Source organism: Pandoraea bronchicola (assembly GCF_902459805.1).
Taxonomy (GTDB): Bacteria; Pseudomonadota; Gammaproteobacteria; order Burkholderiales; family Burkholderiaceae; genus Pandoraea; species Pandoraea bronchicola.
This window is the reverse complement of the sequence record NZ_CABPST010000006.1, coordinates 149,737-164,479: the sequence shown is the minus strand read 5'-3', so window position 1 is coordinate 164,479 and position 14,743 is coordinate 149,737. Positions and strand designations below refer to the sequence as shown.

Sequence of the window (14,743 nt, the reverse complement as noted above, 5' to 3'; positions counted from 1 at the left end):
TTTTGCGGAAGATGCCGCCGATGCCGCCTGACGTCACGTGCGCCGGACCTCAGGCGCACGCGAGCGTGAAACGAGCATCAGACGGGCATCAGACGAGCATCACGCGCACGTCAGGCGGGCTGGCGCGCGTTGCTCGCTGCGGCGGCATCGCCGGCCACCGAGAACTTGCTCTCGGGCTGCATGCGGAAGGCCAGCACCACACCGACGGCCATCAGAATCATGCTGCCCAAAAACGGCAGCTCCCAGTTGCCCGTGCGATCGATGAGATAGCCCGAGATCACCGGCGAGAGAATCGCTGCCAGCGCCGAGCCGGTGTTCATCATGCCGCTGGCCGTGCCCGAGTATTCCGGGGCGACGTCCATCGGGATCGCCCACATCGGGCCAATCGTCATTTCGGCGAAGAAGAAGCCGAACGCCAGACATGCCATCGACACGTACAGATGGTGCGTGAACATCATCGGCACGAGCGAGATCAGCGTGAGCAGCATGCACACGGACACCATCCAGCTGCGTGCGCGTTTGAGACTTCCCGTGCGCTCATACAGCTTGTCGGTGACGATCCCGCCGAGCGTGTCGCCGACCACGCCGGCGAAGAACACGCTCGAGGCGAACAAGGCTGACTTCTTCAGGTCGAGGTCATAGCTGTGCAGGAAGTATTGGGGAATCCATGACAGGAAGAGCCACAACGTCCAGCCGTAACAGAAGTACACGATCGTGACCGGCATCATGCGCTTGAACAGCGGCCCCCACGGCACCGACGGGCTCTTGGCCTTCAGGGCAGGCAGCACGGCAAGTTCTTCCGTCGTGATGCGCGGATGATCTTGCGGACGCTCTGTGAACGTGAGGCCCCACAGCACCACCCAGACGAGGCTCACGATACCGCACAGATAGAACGATTCGCGCCAGCCGTGCGTTGCCATGATGAACACCACCACGGCCGGGGCAACGGCATTGCCAATGCGCGACGCCGCGTGCGTGATCCCTTGCGCGAAACCGCGCTTTTCTTTGGGAATCCAACGCGACATCGCCGACGTTGCCGCCGGAAATGTGGCGCCCTCGCCGAGACCGAGCAACAGACGAGCCAACAGCAACGTGACGAGACCGCCCGCCATGCCAGTGAGAATCGTCGCGACGGCCCACAATGCACCGCACACGAGCAGCGTACGCTTCGCACCGAAGCGGTCGCTCACCCAACCGCCGATGATCTGAAAGACCAGATAGGGATAAGCAAAAGCGGAGAAGACGAGACCGATTTCGGTCTTGTTGAGACTGAATTCCTTGCCGAAACCGGCCGCAGCCGTACTGACGTTGACACGATCGAGATAGGTGATGAAATACATGACGCATAGCATCACCAGCACGACCCGTGTCGCTCTGAAAAGCTTCATTGCATGTCTCCTGAAACATCCTGTGAGGCGCGACTGCGGCATGCAGACGGCGCATAAGGTGTTGCTGCGGTACGAGCCCTTCTTTGATGGGGCTCGTTGGCTCGTTACCGCCTGAATGACAAGTAAAGCGTTCACTGCAAGGGAGCCGTCACGCAACGTCGACGGCGACGGCGACGGCGACTGCGACCCTTCGTCTCCTGGTACCGGTGACTACGGCAACTCAAGCGGCGGCCTTGAGCGACGGGGTGTCTTTTGCCTGCGCCAGGAAGTCCATCGCGGCAACCACTCCCGAACCGGCGAGTTTCACGCCGGAAATTTGCAGACCCATTTCGCAACCCGCGAGGGTTGCCATGAGCGTGAGGTCGTTGCAGTCGCCGAGATGGCCGATGCGGAACATCGTGCCGCGAATCTTCCCGAGCGCCTGTCCCAGCGACATGTCGAAGCGTTCGTAGATGCGCTTGCGCACTTCGTCGGCGTCCACGCCCTGCGGCATGACCACACCGGTGAGCACCGGGCTGTACACCGCCGGGTCCTGACACTGGATCTCCAGCCCCCACGCACGCACGGCGCGACGCGTGGCTTCGGCCAGACGCTGGTGACGGGCGAACACGTTGTCCAGCCCCTCTTCGAGAATCATGTCGAGCGCTTCGGACAGGCCGTAAAGCAGATTCGTGTTCGGCGTGTACGGCCAGTAGCCGTTCTTGTTCGCTTCGATGATTTCCTGCCAGCCCCAGAAAGCGCGCGGCAGCCTGGCATGACGACCCGCTTCGAGCGCCTTGGGCGAGACCGCGTTGAAGCTGATCCCCGGCGGCAGCATCAGGCCCTTCTGCGAGCCCGAAACGGTGACGTCCACCCCCCATTCGTCGTGACGGTAATCGGCCGAGCCGAGGCCCGAGATCGTATCCACGAGCAGCAACGCGGGATGCCCGGCGGCGTCGATGGCGCGACGCACGGCCGCGATGTCCGACGTCACGCCGGTCGAGGTTTCGTTGTGCACGACGCATACGGCCTTGATGTCGTGAGCCGTGTCGGCACGAAGACGCGCTTCGATCATGTCCGGCTGCACGCCGCGACGCCAGCCGTCGGTGCCCGGCAGGCCGATGAACTCCGGCTTCAGACCAAGGTTCTCGGCCATCTTCTTCCAGAGCGTGGAGAAGTGTCCCGTCTCGAACATGAGCACGTGATCGCCGGGCGAGAGCGTGTTCGTGAGCGCAGCTTCCCACGCGCCAGTGCCCGACGCCGGGTAAATCACGACGGGCTGTTCCGTCTTGAAAATCTTCTTGATGTCGGCCAGCACCTTGCGACCGAGCGCGCCGAATTCCGGGCCGCGGTGATCGATCGTCGGGTAGCTCATGGCGCGCAGAATGCGGTCGGGCACCGGACTGGGACCAGGGATCTGCAGGAAATGGCGACCCGAGGGATGGAAATCGAGCTTCAGCATGAACGTCTCTCTCCTCTTCAAAAATTCTCTTTTGAATTTTGCATTCAAAATACTTTAGCAGAGCCAAAGGCTTTCGCAAGAGGCGAGAAGCGCTTTTAATACAGGCGTTTACCCTAGAGATACGGGGGGCTGATACGGTACGTTACAATCGCAGCCATGAAGGCTTGATGATTTTGAATGCAAAACATGGAAAACACGTCGACGATTGCCGTGCCAGACATTCCGCGTGTGGAACGCTTGCGTTTGCACGACACCGTTGTCGAGCATCTGCGCAAGCTCATCATCGAGGGCGTTCTCTCTCCCGGTGTCAAACTCAACGAACGCGAGCTGTGCGAGACCCTTGGTATCTCGCGCACCCCGCTGCGCGAGGCCTTCAAGGTGCTTGCGGCGGAGGGGCTGATCGAGATTGCGCCAAATCGCGGGGCGAGCGTCGCCCGCATGACGGAGAAGGAAATCCGGGAGATGTTCGAGCTGATGAGTGCGCTCGAAGCGTTTTCAGGCGAGTTGGCGGCCGAGCGGATGACGCCCGTCGAACTGGCGGAAGTCAAGGCGCTGCATTACGCAATGCTCGCCTGCCGCGCGCAGCAGGATCTGCCCGGCTATTACGCGCGCAATCAGGCCATTCACGATCGCATCAACGAAGCGGCGCGCAACGGGGCGCTGCGCCAGACCTATACGTCGATCAACCGTCGCCTGATGGCGTTGCGCTTTCGGTCGAACTTTCACGCGGACAAGTGGGATCGCGCCATTGCGGAGCACGAGCAGATGATCGATGCGCTGGAAAAGCACGACGGCAAACGCCTCGGCGAGATCCTGCGCAAGCACCTGCTGGCCAAGCGCGACGCTGTGCTGCAAATCCATGCCGAACCGGCGAGCAACGCGCCGAGCAACTGAGTCTGTCCGGCCAATGCAAAAAGGCGTGGGCGCCCTGTTCGGCCCCACGCCTTTTTCATTGGTTCTGCGATATATCGCTGGCGGGCCTTCGCGGCCCCACCTGCCGCTCACGCGTCTCGCCGGGTCAAGCCGGAATCAGAGACGGCGCTCGGCCGCTTCGAGCGCCCGGCGTGCAAGCACGGCGGGCGATTCGAGCACTTCTCCTGCCAGACGCGCGACGAGCGCTGCGACGTTGCGGCCATACTGCTTGCCGGCGATCACATCCGCAGGATCGAGCGCATAAGCGGCGTCGACCTCCATGCCAGATGCCATCACCGCCGGAAAATCACCGGGATGACGCTTGCTGGCGGCCGCGCTTGGCACGGCGTCGGACTCATCGACATCGGCCCACACCATGCCTTGCTTCGCGGCAAGCGCCGCAAAGAAGTCGAGCGTGCCGCGCTTGTCGTCGGCCGAACGGCAACTGAACGAGAATCCGCCAGCGACCTTGTTGCGCCAACTGCGCGCCCGCCACATGCCGGTGGTTGCGTCGGCAAACGCCCTGACCGGGGCGGCGATCCCGCCCGGAAATGCCGGCGCACCGAAGATGATGGCGTCGGCAGCCGCCAGACGCGTGAGCACGGCTTCGTCGTGCCATTGCCCGTCGATGAGTTGGTGCGGCTCAATGCTGAGCAATTGTGCGTGTGCGCCGGCGTCGTTCACGCCTTGCGCGACGGAATGGGCAATCATGGCGGTTGCCCCGCCTTGCGAGTAGTACACGATTGCGATATTGGACATGGCGTAGTGCTTCCCGAATGGATGTCCGCCCCATGGCACCGCCGGGATCGCGCTTCCCTACGCTTCCTCTGGCTTGTCTGGACATCAGTCAAGGCCAAATAATGCCAGTGATAACCCCTAGGGAATAGCCCGCATAACTGGACATGACTGTTCCGCCAACAGTAACAATCGAATGGCGGCACCACGCTGTCGGCAAGCCGGCACCTGCCTGACGGGAACCTGGCGCCACGCTGACCGCGTGGCTACGTCTTAACGACGGGCCGAAGCGCCGAGCCGCACGGACAGTTGGTCGGCCAACTCGCGGATCTGGCGTCCAATGCGTTGGCCGGTCTCCGAATCGATCTCGGTGGTGAGAAAACTGACGGCAAGCCCCGCCACGGCGCGCTCGCCGCTGGCGTCGAACACCGGCGCGCCAAAGCAGATCATGCCTTCGCGCATCTGACCGTTGTCGATCGAATAGCCGTCGCGACGCACCTGCGCCATCTCCTCGGCCAATGCCTGATAGGTGCTCACGCTCGCGCGAGTCAGGGGCGCGGGCCAGACGCCGGCGAGCATATCGGCAGCCTCGCCCGGCGGCAGCGTCGAGAGCATGGCCTTGCCGGTCGCGGTGTAAGGCGCGGGCAGCCGCATGCCAATGCGGAAGGTCACGCCAAGCGGCCGGTTGCCGTTGTGGCAGGCGAGATAGATCACGTCCGCACCGTCGAGCACGGAAAGCGTCACGGTTTCCTGCGCAAACGCTCGCGAAGCCTCCCAGACCCCCCGGAACTCCTCAGTGATATTGGTCTGCGACAGAAACGCGTTCGCCCATCCCATCACATACGAGCCCATCGTCATGCCGCCATTGGCATGGCGCTTGACCAACCGCAGCTTGACCAACGTGTCGCACAGGCCATGCAGCGTGCTCTTGGGCACCCCCGTCTCGCGCGCCAGATCGGCCAGCGCGACCGGCTCGGACGACGCCGCGATCACATCGAGGATGTTCACAGCGCGCACCACGGCAGGCGCCGTGGTCTTGAGCGGTTCGGCGGCGAGGGCGTCGGAAGAGGCGTTGGCGGGTACGTCGAGTTTGCGCTTGGGCATGAATCGGGAGTCGGCTTCGAAGTCGTGAGAAGGGTTCGGGTGGCGGGCCACGCGCCAGCATGGTACGGGCAAGTCTTTCTCATTCCGCCCTAGGAAAACCCCTTAGTTGCACCCGAAACGTTCAATACGTAGAATCACATTCAATACATAGAATACCGTTCAATAGATAGAACGGCAAGCGACAAGCCGAGACATTGCCGCCCGCCGTTTCGCCAACAGGAAAAGCCGGCGAGCCCGGCCAACTGCCATGCAACTCAAAGACACTACCCTCTTCAAGACACTCGCCTGGGTCGACGGTCAATGGATCGCGGCCGACAGCGGCAAGACGTTCGACGTGCTCGACCCTGCCACGGGCGAGGTGCTGGCCAAGGTGCCGGAACTCGGTGCCGAGGAAACCACGCGCGCCGTGGTGGCGGCCGAAGCCGCACAGAAGCCGTGGGCTGCCCGTACCGGCAAGGAGCGCGCTGCCGTCTTGCGCCGCTGGTTCGATCTGATGATCGCCCACACGGACGACCTGGCGTATCTGATGACGCGTGAGCAAGGCAAGCCGTTGGCCGAATCGCGTGGCGAGATCGCCTATGCGGCCAGCTTCGTCGAGTGGTTTGCCGAAGAAGCCAAGCGTGTGGACGGCGATGTGCTCGCCACACCGGCCTCGGACAAGCGTCTCGTCACGCTCAAGCAGCCGGTTGGCGTCTGTGCGGCCATCACGCCGTGGAATTTCCCGGCAGCGATGATCACGCGCAAGGTCGCCCCGGCACTGGCTGCCGGTTGCGCCATCGTCGTCAAGCCCTCCGAGCTCACTCCGCTCTCCGCATTTGCGCTGGCTGAGTTGGCCCACCGCGCCGGCATTCCCGGCGGTGTGTTCCAGGTCGTGACGGGCGACGCACGCGCCGTGGGTGGCGTGCTCACGTCGCACCCGAGCGTGCGCAAGCTGTCGTTCACGGGTTCGACTGGCGTGGGCCGTCTGCTCATGGCGCAGTGCGCGCCGACCGTCAAGCGCATGTCGCTGGAGCTGGGCGGCAACGCACCGTTCATCGTGTTCGACGATGCGGATCTCGACGCCGCGGTTGAAGGCGCCATCGCCGCCAAGTACCGCAATGGCGGTCAGACATGCGTGTGCGCCAATCGCTTCTATATCCAGGACGGCGTCTACGACGCGTTCGCCGGGAAGTTCGCGCAGCGTGTGGCCGAAATGAAGGTCGGTAACGGCCTGGAAGACGGCGTGGTGATCGGACCGTTGATCGAAGGCAAGGCGGTCGAAAAGGTCGTAACGCTCGTCGAAGACGCCAAGTCGCGCGGCGCCCGCGTGCTGGTGGGCGGCGAAGCCCATGCGCTGGGTGGCACTTATTACGCACCGACCGTGATTGCCGACGCGACGTCGCAGATGCGAGTGGCCCGGGAAGAAATCTTCGGCCCGGTGGCGCCGCTCTTCCGCTTCACGCGCGACGCCGACGCCGTTGCGCTGGCGAACGACACCGAATTCGGTCTCGCCGCCTACCTGTACACGCGGGACATCTCTCGCGCATGGCGCACGGCCGAAGCGCTCGAGTACGGCATGGTCGGCCTGAACACCGGCCTGATCTCGAACGAGGTGGCGCCGTTCGGCGGCATCAAGCAATCCGGGGTGGGCCGCGAAGGCTCGCACTACGGCATCGAGGAGTACCTCGAACTGAAGTACCTGTGCCTGCAGGTGTGACGAACGGGCCTGAGCACAGGCCCTGTTATCGCACCGAAGCACCGGAGCATCAGAACTCCGTCAATTCATAAATCGACACACAAGTCGCAACACCACCAAAGGAAACCAGTATGAAGCGCGTTATCCAGCGCGGCATGAAGCCGCTCGCTCTCGCACTTGCGGCCGGCGCCGCCATCGCCTCGGTTGCCACGACGGCGCAAGCCGATGGGAAGCCGATCAAGATCGGTATCGTGACGTTCATGTCGGGTGCCGCCGCAGGCCCCTTCGGCGTGCCCGCCAAAAACGCCGCCGAAGTCACGGCGGCCGAACTCAACGCCGGCAAGGTGCCTGCCCCTTACGCCACGAAGGGCTTCGGCGGCGCGCCGATCGAACTCGTCTACATCGACGAGGCGGGCAGCACGAGCAAGCAAGTGAGCGAATACCGCAACCTGCTGAATCAGGGCGTGGACTATGTGGTCGGTTACACGTCGTCGGGCAACTGCCTGGCGATTGCACCGGTCGCCGAAGAACTGAAGAAGGTCACGCTGTTCTTCGATTGCGGCACGCCGCGCGTGTTCGAAGACGCCAGCTTCAAGTACGTCTTCCGCCCGGTGGCCACGGCCACGATGGACAACGTGGGCGCAGCGCGTTACGTCGCCGAGCGCAAGCCGGATCTGCAAACGTACGCCGGTATCAACCAGAACTACGCCTGGGGTCAGGACGCCTGGGCCGACTTCGAAGGCACGCTCAAGGCGCTCAAGCCGAACGCGAAGGCCGTCAGCTCGCAAATGCCGCAGTTGGGCGCAGGTCAGTACAACGCCGGTATTTCGAGCCTGTTGGCCGCGCACCCGGACGTGCTGCACTCGAGCTTCTGGGGTGGCGATCTGGAAGGCCTCGTCGTGCAGGCCGGTCCGCGCGATCTGTTCAAGAAGTCGCTGACGGTGCTCACCGCCGGTGAGACGGCCACGCACGGCAAGACGCGTCTGCCGGACGGCGTGATCATCGGTGCACGCGGCATGTACGGCATGTTCGCGCCCGACAACGCTCTTAACCGTTGGTTGCGCACTGCTTACAGCGCGAAGTTCAACGATACGCCGAGCTACCCGTCGTACAAGATGAACCAGAGCATTCTCGCGCTCAAGGCCGCCTATGAGAAGGCGCAGGCAGCCAACGGCGGCAAGCAGCCCACGCCGGAGCAAGTCATCGCTTCGTTCGAGCACCTCGCGTTCGACGCGCCGGCCGGCAAGATCGGCCTGACGCTGGGCAAGGGTCATCAGGCAGCGCAAGGCACGGCGTTCGGCATTGTGAAGAACGTGAACGGCAAGGTCACCGTGACCGACGTGAAGCAGTACTCGATCGCGGAAGTCACCCCGCCCGAAGGCGTGAAGTCGGCCGAGTGGATCAAGGGCGGCCTGAAACACTAAGGCGTCTCGTTCAGGAGGACTTACGAGTCCTCTGCGCAATATAGCTGTCACGACCCTGAGTCGTACTCGCAAGGCTGGCGTGGCGGTCTGTGTACCGCCTGCTGCCTTGCGTTCCAAGGAGAATGCGAGATGTCGCAGATCTACGCCGTCCTGGTGGACGGGGTGATGTACGCCGCGTGGCTGTTCCTGGTTGCCCTGGGACTGACCCTCGTCTACGGCGTGCTCAAAATCTTGAACATGGCGCACGGCAGCCTGTACGCGTTGGGGGCGTACGCTGGCGTGACGTTGATCGGTCCGTGGGTTGCCCAGGGCGGCAACCTTTACGTGAGCTATCTGTTGCTCGTGCTGGCGGCCATCGTCGCGGGCGGAGCCATCGGTTTCATCATGGAGCGCGGGGTGCTCAAGCGTTTCTACGGGCAAGACCCCGTGGTGCTGCTGCTGGTCACTTATGCACTCTTCCTGATCATGGAAGACGCCATCAAGCTGGTGTGGGGGGTAGACCCGTACACGGTGTCGGAGCCATACAGCTTCCTCGGCAATTTCGATCTGGGCGATCTTTCGTACCCGAACTACAACTTCCTGATTGTGGGGGTGGCCCTCGTGGCGGGCATCGGCCTGACGTCGTTCCTGAAGTTCACCCGCAGCGGCCGTTTGCTGCGCGCGGTGATTCACGACCGCGAAGTCAGTCAGGCGATGGGCATTCGCGTGAGCCGCTATTTCGTGGTGACGTTCATGGCCGGGGCCGTTCTGGCTGCCATCGGCGGTGCGCTGACCGCACCGACGGTGTCGGTGGCGCCGGGCATGGGGGTGGAGATCGTGGTGCTGACGTTTGCGGTGGTGGTGATCGGCGGGCTTGGCTCGTTGCCCGGCGCGGCATTCGGCGCCTTGCTCGTGGGTCTGGTGCGCGCCAGTGCCGTGCATTACTGGCCGCAAGGCGAGCTGTTCTCGATTTACATCGTCATGGCGCTGGTGCTGGCTGTGCGTCCGAAAGGCATCTTCGCTCCGATGGAGGCTCGCAAGATATGAGTTCCGCAATCTGTTCTCACCTGCGCGCGCCAGGCACGTGGCTCGCGGTGATCGGTTTCGCCGCCATCGGTGCGGCAGGTCTGGCGCTGCCGCAGTGGCAGTTTCTGGTGTCGGTGGCGTTGTCGAAGGGCATCGTCGCGTTGGGGCTGGCGCTGTTGTTGCGCACGGGGCTGGCCTCGTTCGGGCAGGCGCTGTTCTTCGCAGTCGGTGCGTACTGCGTGGGCCTCGGCATGAACTATTACGGCCTGACGGAGCTGTTCGCACTGCTGGCCATCTCGATGATCGTCTCGGCGGTGCTCGCGCTAGTGCTCGGCTTCCTGCTGGCGCGTTATCGCGACATTTTCTTCGCGATGCTCACGCTGGCGCTGTCGATGATTTGCTACGGCCTGTTGCTCAATAACGTGGAACTGGGCGGCAGCGACGGCTTCAACGTGAACGCGCCGACGCTCGGCAGCAGCGCCGAGCCGTGGCAGCTCACGGGCACGAATCTTTTCGCGGTGGGCTTCATCGCCGCGATTGTCTGTGTGATGGCCGTAGCGCTGTATATGCGCTCGACGCCGGGCCGTCTTGGCCCCGCGATCAAGGACAACGAGATCCGTGTGGAGTATCTGGGCACGTCGGCGCGCGCGAACATTCACCTGACGTACGTGATCGCCGGCGCCCTCGCTGGTCTGGGCGGCGCGTTGCAGGCGTTCAACATCGGTCACATCGATCCGGACATGGCGTTCTGGACGACCTCGGGCGAGTTCGTCTTCATTGCGGTGCTCTCGGGCACGCGTTTCGCCTTCTCGCCGTTCATCGGGGCGCTCTTGCTGGAAGTGGCGCGCGCGATGGCGTATCGCTACGCACCGAACACGTGGCAGATCGTGATGGGCGCGATCATGCTGGCGATCATTGCGTTCCTGCCGGGCGGGCTGACGAGTCTGGGTCTGGCGCGTCGCAAGCCGGCAGCGGGGCATCCGGTCACGCAGACGAAATCGGCAACGGCAACGGCGGCCGCCTCGGGCGACGCGGCATGAAGGGGCGCGAGATGGCATCGAATCACATCATTGAGGCCACTGGCCTGCACAAGACGTTCGGCAGTGTCACGCCGGCGAAGGACATTACGGTCAACATCGACGCGCAAAGCGTGGTAGGGCTGATCGGCACGAACGGTGCGGGCAAGACGACGTTCGTGAACATGCTCACGGGCTACATCAAGCCGGATCGCGGCGAGATCGTTTTCCGCGGCAAGCGCATCACGGGGCTCGCGCCACGCAAGATTACGCGTCTTGGCATTGCCCGGTCGTTCCAGATTCCGCAGCTCTTCGGCTCGCAGACGGCGCGTGAGAACATCGAGATCGCGTTGGCGATTTCGGGCCTGTCGGCCGAGTTGGCGAACGAGAGTCTGGCGCGTCTTGGCGTGCTGGAGTTCGCGGACATGATTTCGGGCACGCTGCCCGAGGGCGTACGCAAGCTGCTGGATATTGCGCTCGCGATGGTCTGCAAGCCGGAGGTACTGTTGCTCGACGAGCCGACTTCGGGGGTGGCCGCGGAAGAGAAGTTCGACGTGATGAATCGTGTGCTGGATGCAGCGCGCGCATTGGGCATTACGGTGCTGTTCGTGGAGCACGATATGGAAATCGTGCGTCGCTACAGCGATCGGGTGCTGGCGTTTTGCGACGGCCGCATTCTGGCGGACGGCACGCCCGATGTGGTGCTGGCCGATGCGCAGGTACGCGAGTTGATCATTGGCGAGACGGTGGCCGCCGTGCCGGACACCGCGAATGTGGCAGGCGAGGTGGCCCATGCTTGAAGTCAGCAATTTGAATGTGCGCTTCGGCGCGACGGACATTCTGCGCGGGGTGCAGTTCTCGGTACCCAAGGGCGCAATTGTCGGTCTGATCGGGCGCAACGGCGCCGGCAAGACTACGACGCTGCGCGCGATCATGGGTCTGGTGAAGTCGAACGGCGGCACGTTGACGTTTGACGGCGTGGATCTGGTGAAAGCGCCGTCGCATGAGCGCACGTCACTGGGTATCGGCTACGCACCGGAGGATCGGCGCCTGATTCCGGACATGACGGTGGAGGAAAACCTCTGTGTGCCCGCCTGGGCGCTGAAGGCGAAGGACGTGCAGGAACGTCTGGACAAGGTCTACCGCATCATTCCCGAAGCCCGTGAGTGGGCACCACGCCGCGCCTTGCAATTGTCGGGAGGTCAGCAGAAACTGGTGGCCGTCGGACGCGCGCTGATGACAAGCTCGCGCCTGCTGATGCTCGACGAACCGTTCGAAGGCGTGGCCCCGGCACTCTCGAAGCGCATTGCCGAGGTGATCGGCCAGATGCGCGGCGCCGGCCTCGCCGTGATCCTGTCGGGTGCCGACCTGCAACACGCAGGCGCGGTGCTCGATAACGTCTACCGAATCGATCGCGGCCAAATGGTCGCGTGAGTCTGAGAAGGTCTCAAGAGGACAACGATGATGAACGCTTTTCGTTTCCAGACGGTTCCGACCGTCGTCGTGGAATTTGGTGCAGCACGCCGCCTCGGCGCGCTGTTGCGCGAGCAGTATCCGGCAGGCAAACGCCTGTGCGTGGTGACTGACGGCTTTTTGCACAAGAGCGGTTTGCTAGCCCCCGCGCTGGCCGATCTGGCCAAGCATGACTGGCAAGTCTCGGTGATCGACGACGTGATCGCCGATCCGCCCGAGCACGTGGTGCTGGAAGCCGCCGAACGCGCTCGCGCGGCCGATGCGGAGATTGTGCTGGGATTGGGCGGCGGCTCGTCGATGGACGTGGCCAAGCTGCTCGCCGTGCTGCTCCCCGGCACGCAGTCGATCAAGGAGATGTACGGCATCAAGAAGGTGACAGGCGCGCGCCTGCCCTTGGTTCAAATGCCGACGACCGCAGGCACGGGCTCGGAAGTCACGGCCGTGTCGATCGTGACAACCGGCGAAACGACGAAGATGGGCGTTGTCGCGCCGCAGCTTTACGCCGATCTCGCAATTCTCGACGCGGAACTCACGCTCGGCCTGCCTCGCGCCGCCACCGCCGCAACGGGTATCGACGCGATGGTGCATGCCATCGAAGCCTATACGTCCGCGCACCTGAAGAATCCGATTTCAGACACGCTCGCCGTGAAAGCCCTCGAGCTGCTCTCGCGCAATCTGCTGCCCGCCTGCAACGACGGCAATAATCGCCAAGCCCGCGAAGCCATGCTGGTCGGCGCCATGTTCGCCGGACAAGCCTTCGCGAACTCGCCCGTCGCCGCCGTTCATGCCCTCGCCTACCCGATCGGTGGCATCTTCCACGTCGCTCACGGCCTCTCGAACGCTCTCGTCCTCTCACACGTCATGCGCTTCAATGCCCCCGCCGCAAGCAAGCTTTACGCGGAGCTGGCCGATGTGATTCTTCCCGCCAAGGTCTCCGGCAGCGATGAAGCGAAAACCGATGCGCTCATCCAACACATCGAGCAATTAATCGTCGATACCGCCATTCCGCGCACGTTGCGCGAAGTCGGCGTCAAGCAAGACGACATCGCCCGCATGGCCCGCGACGCCATGCTCCAGACACGTCTTCTCGTGAATAACCCGCGTGAGGTCACCGAGGCTGACGCCCTCGCTATCTATAGCGCCGCGTTCTGAAACGCCGGGCTCATCGCCCTTCGGCGTCGCTGATCGGCCGATATGCCGGTCAGTTGACCCGCTGCCCCCCTGACCTGCTTCACGCTTCCATAGCACCTCGCCGACGGACCGGGGCCCCTTTCCGCCTCTCAGACATAGACCCAACTCGATTCAGAAAGGGGCCCCGGTCCGTCTCTTTCCCCGCCGCTCCCCCTCCATCACCCCCGCCTCGCTACAACAGCACCTCTCGCGCCCTCGATTGCCAGCCAAATGCGGGAAAGGCATGCCGCCGATATCCGCCTAGCGCAATCGCGGCGGCGTCGATGCCAATGTGGCCACAACCGTTTCCGACAACTCCGCCGGATCCACCGCACTCACGTCGGAATCCGTCTGCAACGGCGTCGATCGGCACTGCGGCGTAAGCCGCAAATAGGGAGGTTCCGCCTTCGCGAAGAGGGTCACGCTCGGCGTCGGCGTCGTGTGCGCGACATGCATCAAACCACCATCGGCACCCACGAATAGCGAAGCGTTTGCAATCACCCGCTTCGCATCGCGCAACGTCAACTGACCAACGAATGACACCAATTGCAAATGGACAAACTTCGCCGTCATCAACGCCTTTGCCGCCTCTGCACCATTGCCCGATCCCAACAAGACGATGCCCGTCGGCATCCCCGGCTGGTAGGCAATGTCATAGGCTTGCAAGAACTCGCGCCAGTGCGCATACGTGCGGCGCGGCTCGACTCCGCCCATCGCGAGCACCAGAAACGGTCCCGGCGGTAATTGCCGCGCAACGGCCTCCGGTAATTCCGACTCCCCGCGCAGATACGGCTTCGCACGCGCGAATAAATCGTCGGACGCCAGCCCCAACGAGAAGACGTCGTTCACGGCCGCAAGGCTGAACTGCGTCTGGTTACGGTCCGGACCGTGAAAGAAGCGGAACAAGCACGCAAATGGCAGCGACGGGAAAAATTTCCGCTTCAACCGCAGTGTCGGATAGTTGAATTCCTGCAACACGACAACGTCGTAATCGCCCGGATCCACACTCGCAGGATCGTCGTAGACGTGACGGAAAATATCGTCACCCTCGAACACCGCCTTCAGGCCCGGCGTAATCAGCAAATCGACAGGGCCTTCTCGCCCGCGCAGCAGCGCCCGGCCAGACATGTCCATCACAGCATCGCCCACCGACGCCTTGCCGCCGTAGATCCAGAGCACACGCGCGTTCGGCGCCACATGACGCACCTCGCGACTCGACTGCCCGCTCATGGCAAGACGCAGGCGACGGTGCAGGTATTTTTTGGCAACGCTCAACGACGACGTGCGTTGCATGAAGACGTCGGGCTCGTGGTACACCCACGCGTAAGGAATGCGGGTGCTCGGCTCGGTGAGAGCGCCCAGTCGGCGGGCAATGAAGCGCTGCAGTGGCATGATCGAAT

General features: G+C 63.3%; 13 protein-coding genes. 8 read left to right on the top strand and 5 right to left on the bottom strand.

The annotated features are described in order from the left end of the window. Nucleotides 1–110: 110 nt before the first annotated feature. Nucleotides 111–1,388, bottom strand: coding sequence for an MFS transporter (locus tag PBR20603_RS13810; protein ID WP_150560086.1), 1,278 nt, complete (start codon nucleotides 1,386–1,388; stop codon nucleotides 111–113). Between the two features lie 220 nt (nucleotides 1,389–1,608). Next, the gene (locus tag PBR20603_RS13805) at nucleotides 1,609–2,829 is read right to left on the bottom strand and encodes a pyridoxal-phosphate-dependent aminotransferase family protein (protein WP_150560085.1); all 1,221 of its coding nucleotides are present in this window, start codon (nucleotides 2,827–2,829) and stop codon (nucleotides 1,609–1,611) included. 177 nt (nucleotides 2,830–3,006) lie between these two features. Between PBR20603_RS13805 and PBR20603_RS13800 the strand changes: the two genes are divergently transcribed. Next, the gene (locus tag PBR20603_RS13800) at nucleotides 3,007–3,723 is read left to right on the top strand and encodes a GntR family transcriptional regulator (RefSeq protein ID WP_150560084.1); all 717 of its coding nucleotides are present in this window, start codon (nucleotides 3,007–3,009) and stop codon (nucleotides 3,721–3,723) included. A 135-nt stretch (nucleotides 3,724–3,858) separates the two neighbouring features. Here PBR20603_RS13800 and PBR20603_RS13795 read toward each other — a convergent pair whose 3' ends face one another. Both PBR20603_RS13795 and PBR20603_RS13790 read right to left on the bottom strand, forming a co-directional pair. Beyond that, the gene (locus PBR20603_RS13795) at nucleotides 3,859–4,500 is read right to left on the bottom strand and encodes a flavodoxin family protein (RefSeq protein WP_150560083.1); all 642 of its coding nucleotides are present in this window, start codon (nucleotides 4,498–4,500) and stop codon (nucleotides 3,859–3,861) included. A 249-nt stretch (nucleotides 4,501–4,749) separates the two neighbouring features. Continuing rightward, a complete protein-coding gene (locus PBR20603_RS13790) occupies nucleotides 4,750–5,580 on the bottom strand; it encodes an IclR family transcriptional regulator (protein ID WP_150560082.1) in 831 nt (276 codons plus the stop codon). Nucleotides 5,581–5,827: 247 nt separating this feature from the next. Between PBR20603_RS13790 and PBR20603_RS13785 the strand changes: the two genes are divergently transcribed. From PBR20603_RS13785 to PBR20603_RS13755, 7 genes are all read left to right on the top strand, one after another. After that, nucleotides 5,828–7,276 carry an NAD-dependent succinate-semialdehyde dehydrogenase gene (locus PBR20603_RS13785; protein WP_150560081.1) on the top strand — a complete coding sequence of 483 codons (1,449 nt, stop codon included), beginning with the start codon at nucleotides 5,828–5,830 and terminating at the stop codon, nucleotides 7,274–7,276. A 110-nt stretch (nucleotides 7,277–7,386) separates the two neighbouring features. Next, entirely contained in the window at nucleotides 7,387–8,679 is a 1,293-nt protein-coding gene (locus tag PBR20603_RS13780; RefSeq protein ID WP_224787469.1) for an ABC transporter substrate-binding protein, read from the top strand. 129 nt (nucleotides 8,680–8,808) lie between these two features. Next, nucleotides 8,809–9,705: a branched-chain amino acid ABC transporter permease gene (locus PBR20603_RS13775; RefSeq protein ID WP_010808561.1), complete on the top strand. Its 897-nt coding sequence runs from the start codon at nucleotides 8,809–8,811 to the stop codon at nucleotides 9,703–9,705. Continuing rightward, nucleotides 9,702–10,724 carry a branched-chain amino acid ABC transporter permease gene (locus PBR20603_RS13770; RefSeq protein ID WP_150560080.1) on the top strand — a complete coding sequence of 341 codons (1,023 nt, stop codon included), beginning with the start codon at nucleotides 9,702–9,704 and terminating at the stop codon, nucleotides 10,722–10,724. Before PBR20603_RS13775 ends, PBR20603_RS13770 begins: the two co-directional genes overlap by 4 nt. 11 nt (nucleotides 10,725–10,735) lie before the next feature. Further along, the gene (locus PBR20603_RS13765; protein WP_150560079.1) at nucleotides 10,736–11,500 is read left to right on the top strand and encodes an ABC transporter ATP-binding protein; all 765 of its coding nucleotides are present in this window, start codon (nucleotides 10,736–10,738) and stop codon (nucleotides 11,498–11,500) included. After that, entirely contained in the window at nucleotides 11,493–12,134 is a 642-nt protein-coding gene (locus tag PBR20603_RS13760; protein WP_150560078.1) for a branched-chain amino acid ABC transporter ATP-binding protein, read from the top strand. The genes PBR20603_RS13765 and PBR20603_RS13760 overlap by 8 nt, the downstream gene beginning before the upstream one ends. Before the next feature lie 30 nt (nucleotides 12,135–12,164). Further along, nucleotides 12,165–13,325, top strand: a complete 1,161-nt coding sequence (locus tag PBR20603_RS13755; RefSeq protein WP_150560168.1) for an iron-containing alcohol dehydrogenase — start codon at nucleotides 12,165–12,167, stop codon at nucleotides 13,323–13,325. Between the two features lie 279 nt (nucleotides 13,326–13,604). On the opposite strand, the gene PBR20603_RS13750 is transcribed toward PBR20603_RS13755, so the two are convergent. Then, nucleotides 13,605–14,735, bottom strand: a complete 1,131-nt coding sequence (locus PBR20603_RS13750) for a glycosyltransferase family 9 protein (protein WP_150560077.1) — start codon at nucleotides 14,733–14,735, stop codon at nucleotides 13,605–13,607. Between the last annotated feature and the right edge of the window lie 8 nt (nucleotides 14,736–14,743).

Bases quoted from the DNA above. Each gene is read 5' to 3' on its own strand.
- PBR20603_RS13810 (WP_150560086.1), bottom strand. From the start codon at position 1,388: ATGAAGCTTTTCAGAGCGACACGGGTCGTGCTGGTGATGCTATGCGTC.
- PBR20603_RS13805 (WP_150560085.1), bottom strand. From the start codon at position 2,829: ATGCTGAAGCTCGATTTCCATCCCTCGGGTCGCCATTTCCTGCAGATC.
- PBR20603_RS13800 (WP_150560084.1), top strand. From the start codon at position 3,007: ATGCAAAACATGGAAAACACGTCGACGATTGCCGTGCCAGACATTCCG.
- PBR20603_RS13795 (WP_150560083.1), bottom strand. From the start codon at position 4,500: ATGTCCAATATCGCAATCGTGTACTACTCGCAAGGCGGGGCAACCGCC.
- PBR20603_RS13790 (WP_150560082.1), bottom strand. From the start codon at position 5,580: ATGCCCAAGCGCAAACTCGACGTACCCGCCAACGCCTCTTCCGACGCC.
- PBR20603_RS13785 (WP_150560081.1), top strand. From the start codon at position 5,828: ATGCAACTCAAAGACACTACCCTCTTCAAGACACTCGCCTGGGTCGAC.
- PBR20603_RS13780 (WP_224787469.1), top strand. From the start codon at position 7,387: ATGAAGCGCGTTATCCAGCGCGGCATGAAGCCGCTCGCTCTCGCACTT.
- PBR20603_RS13775 (WP_010808561.1), top strand. From the start codon at position 8,809: ATGTCGCAGATCTACGCCGTCCTGGTGGACGGGGTGATGTACGCCGCG.
- PBR20603_RS13770 (WP_150560080.1), top strand. From the start codon at position 9,702: ATGAGTTCCGCAATCTGTTCTCACCTGCGCGCGCCAGGCACGTGGCTC.
- PBR20603_RS13765 (WP_150560079.1), top strand. From the start codon at position 10,736: ATGGCATCGAATCACATCATTGAGGCCACTGGCCTGCACAAGACGTTC.
- PBR20603_RS13760 (WP_150560078.1), top strand. From the start codon at position 11,493: ATGCTTGAAGTCAGCAATTTGAATGTGCGCTTCGGCGCGACGGACATT.
- PBR20603_RS13755 (WP_150560168.1), top strand. From the start codon at position 12,165: ATGAACGCTTTTCGTTTCCAGACGGTTCCGACCGTCGTCGTGGAATTT.
- PBR20603_RS13750 (WP_150560077.1), bottom strand. From the start codon at position 14,735: ATGCCACTGCAGCGCTTCATTGCCCGCCGACTGGGCGCTCTCACCGAG.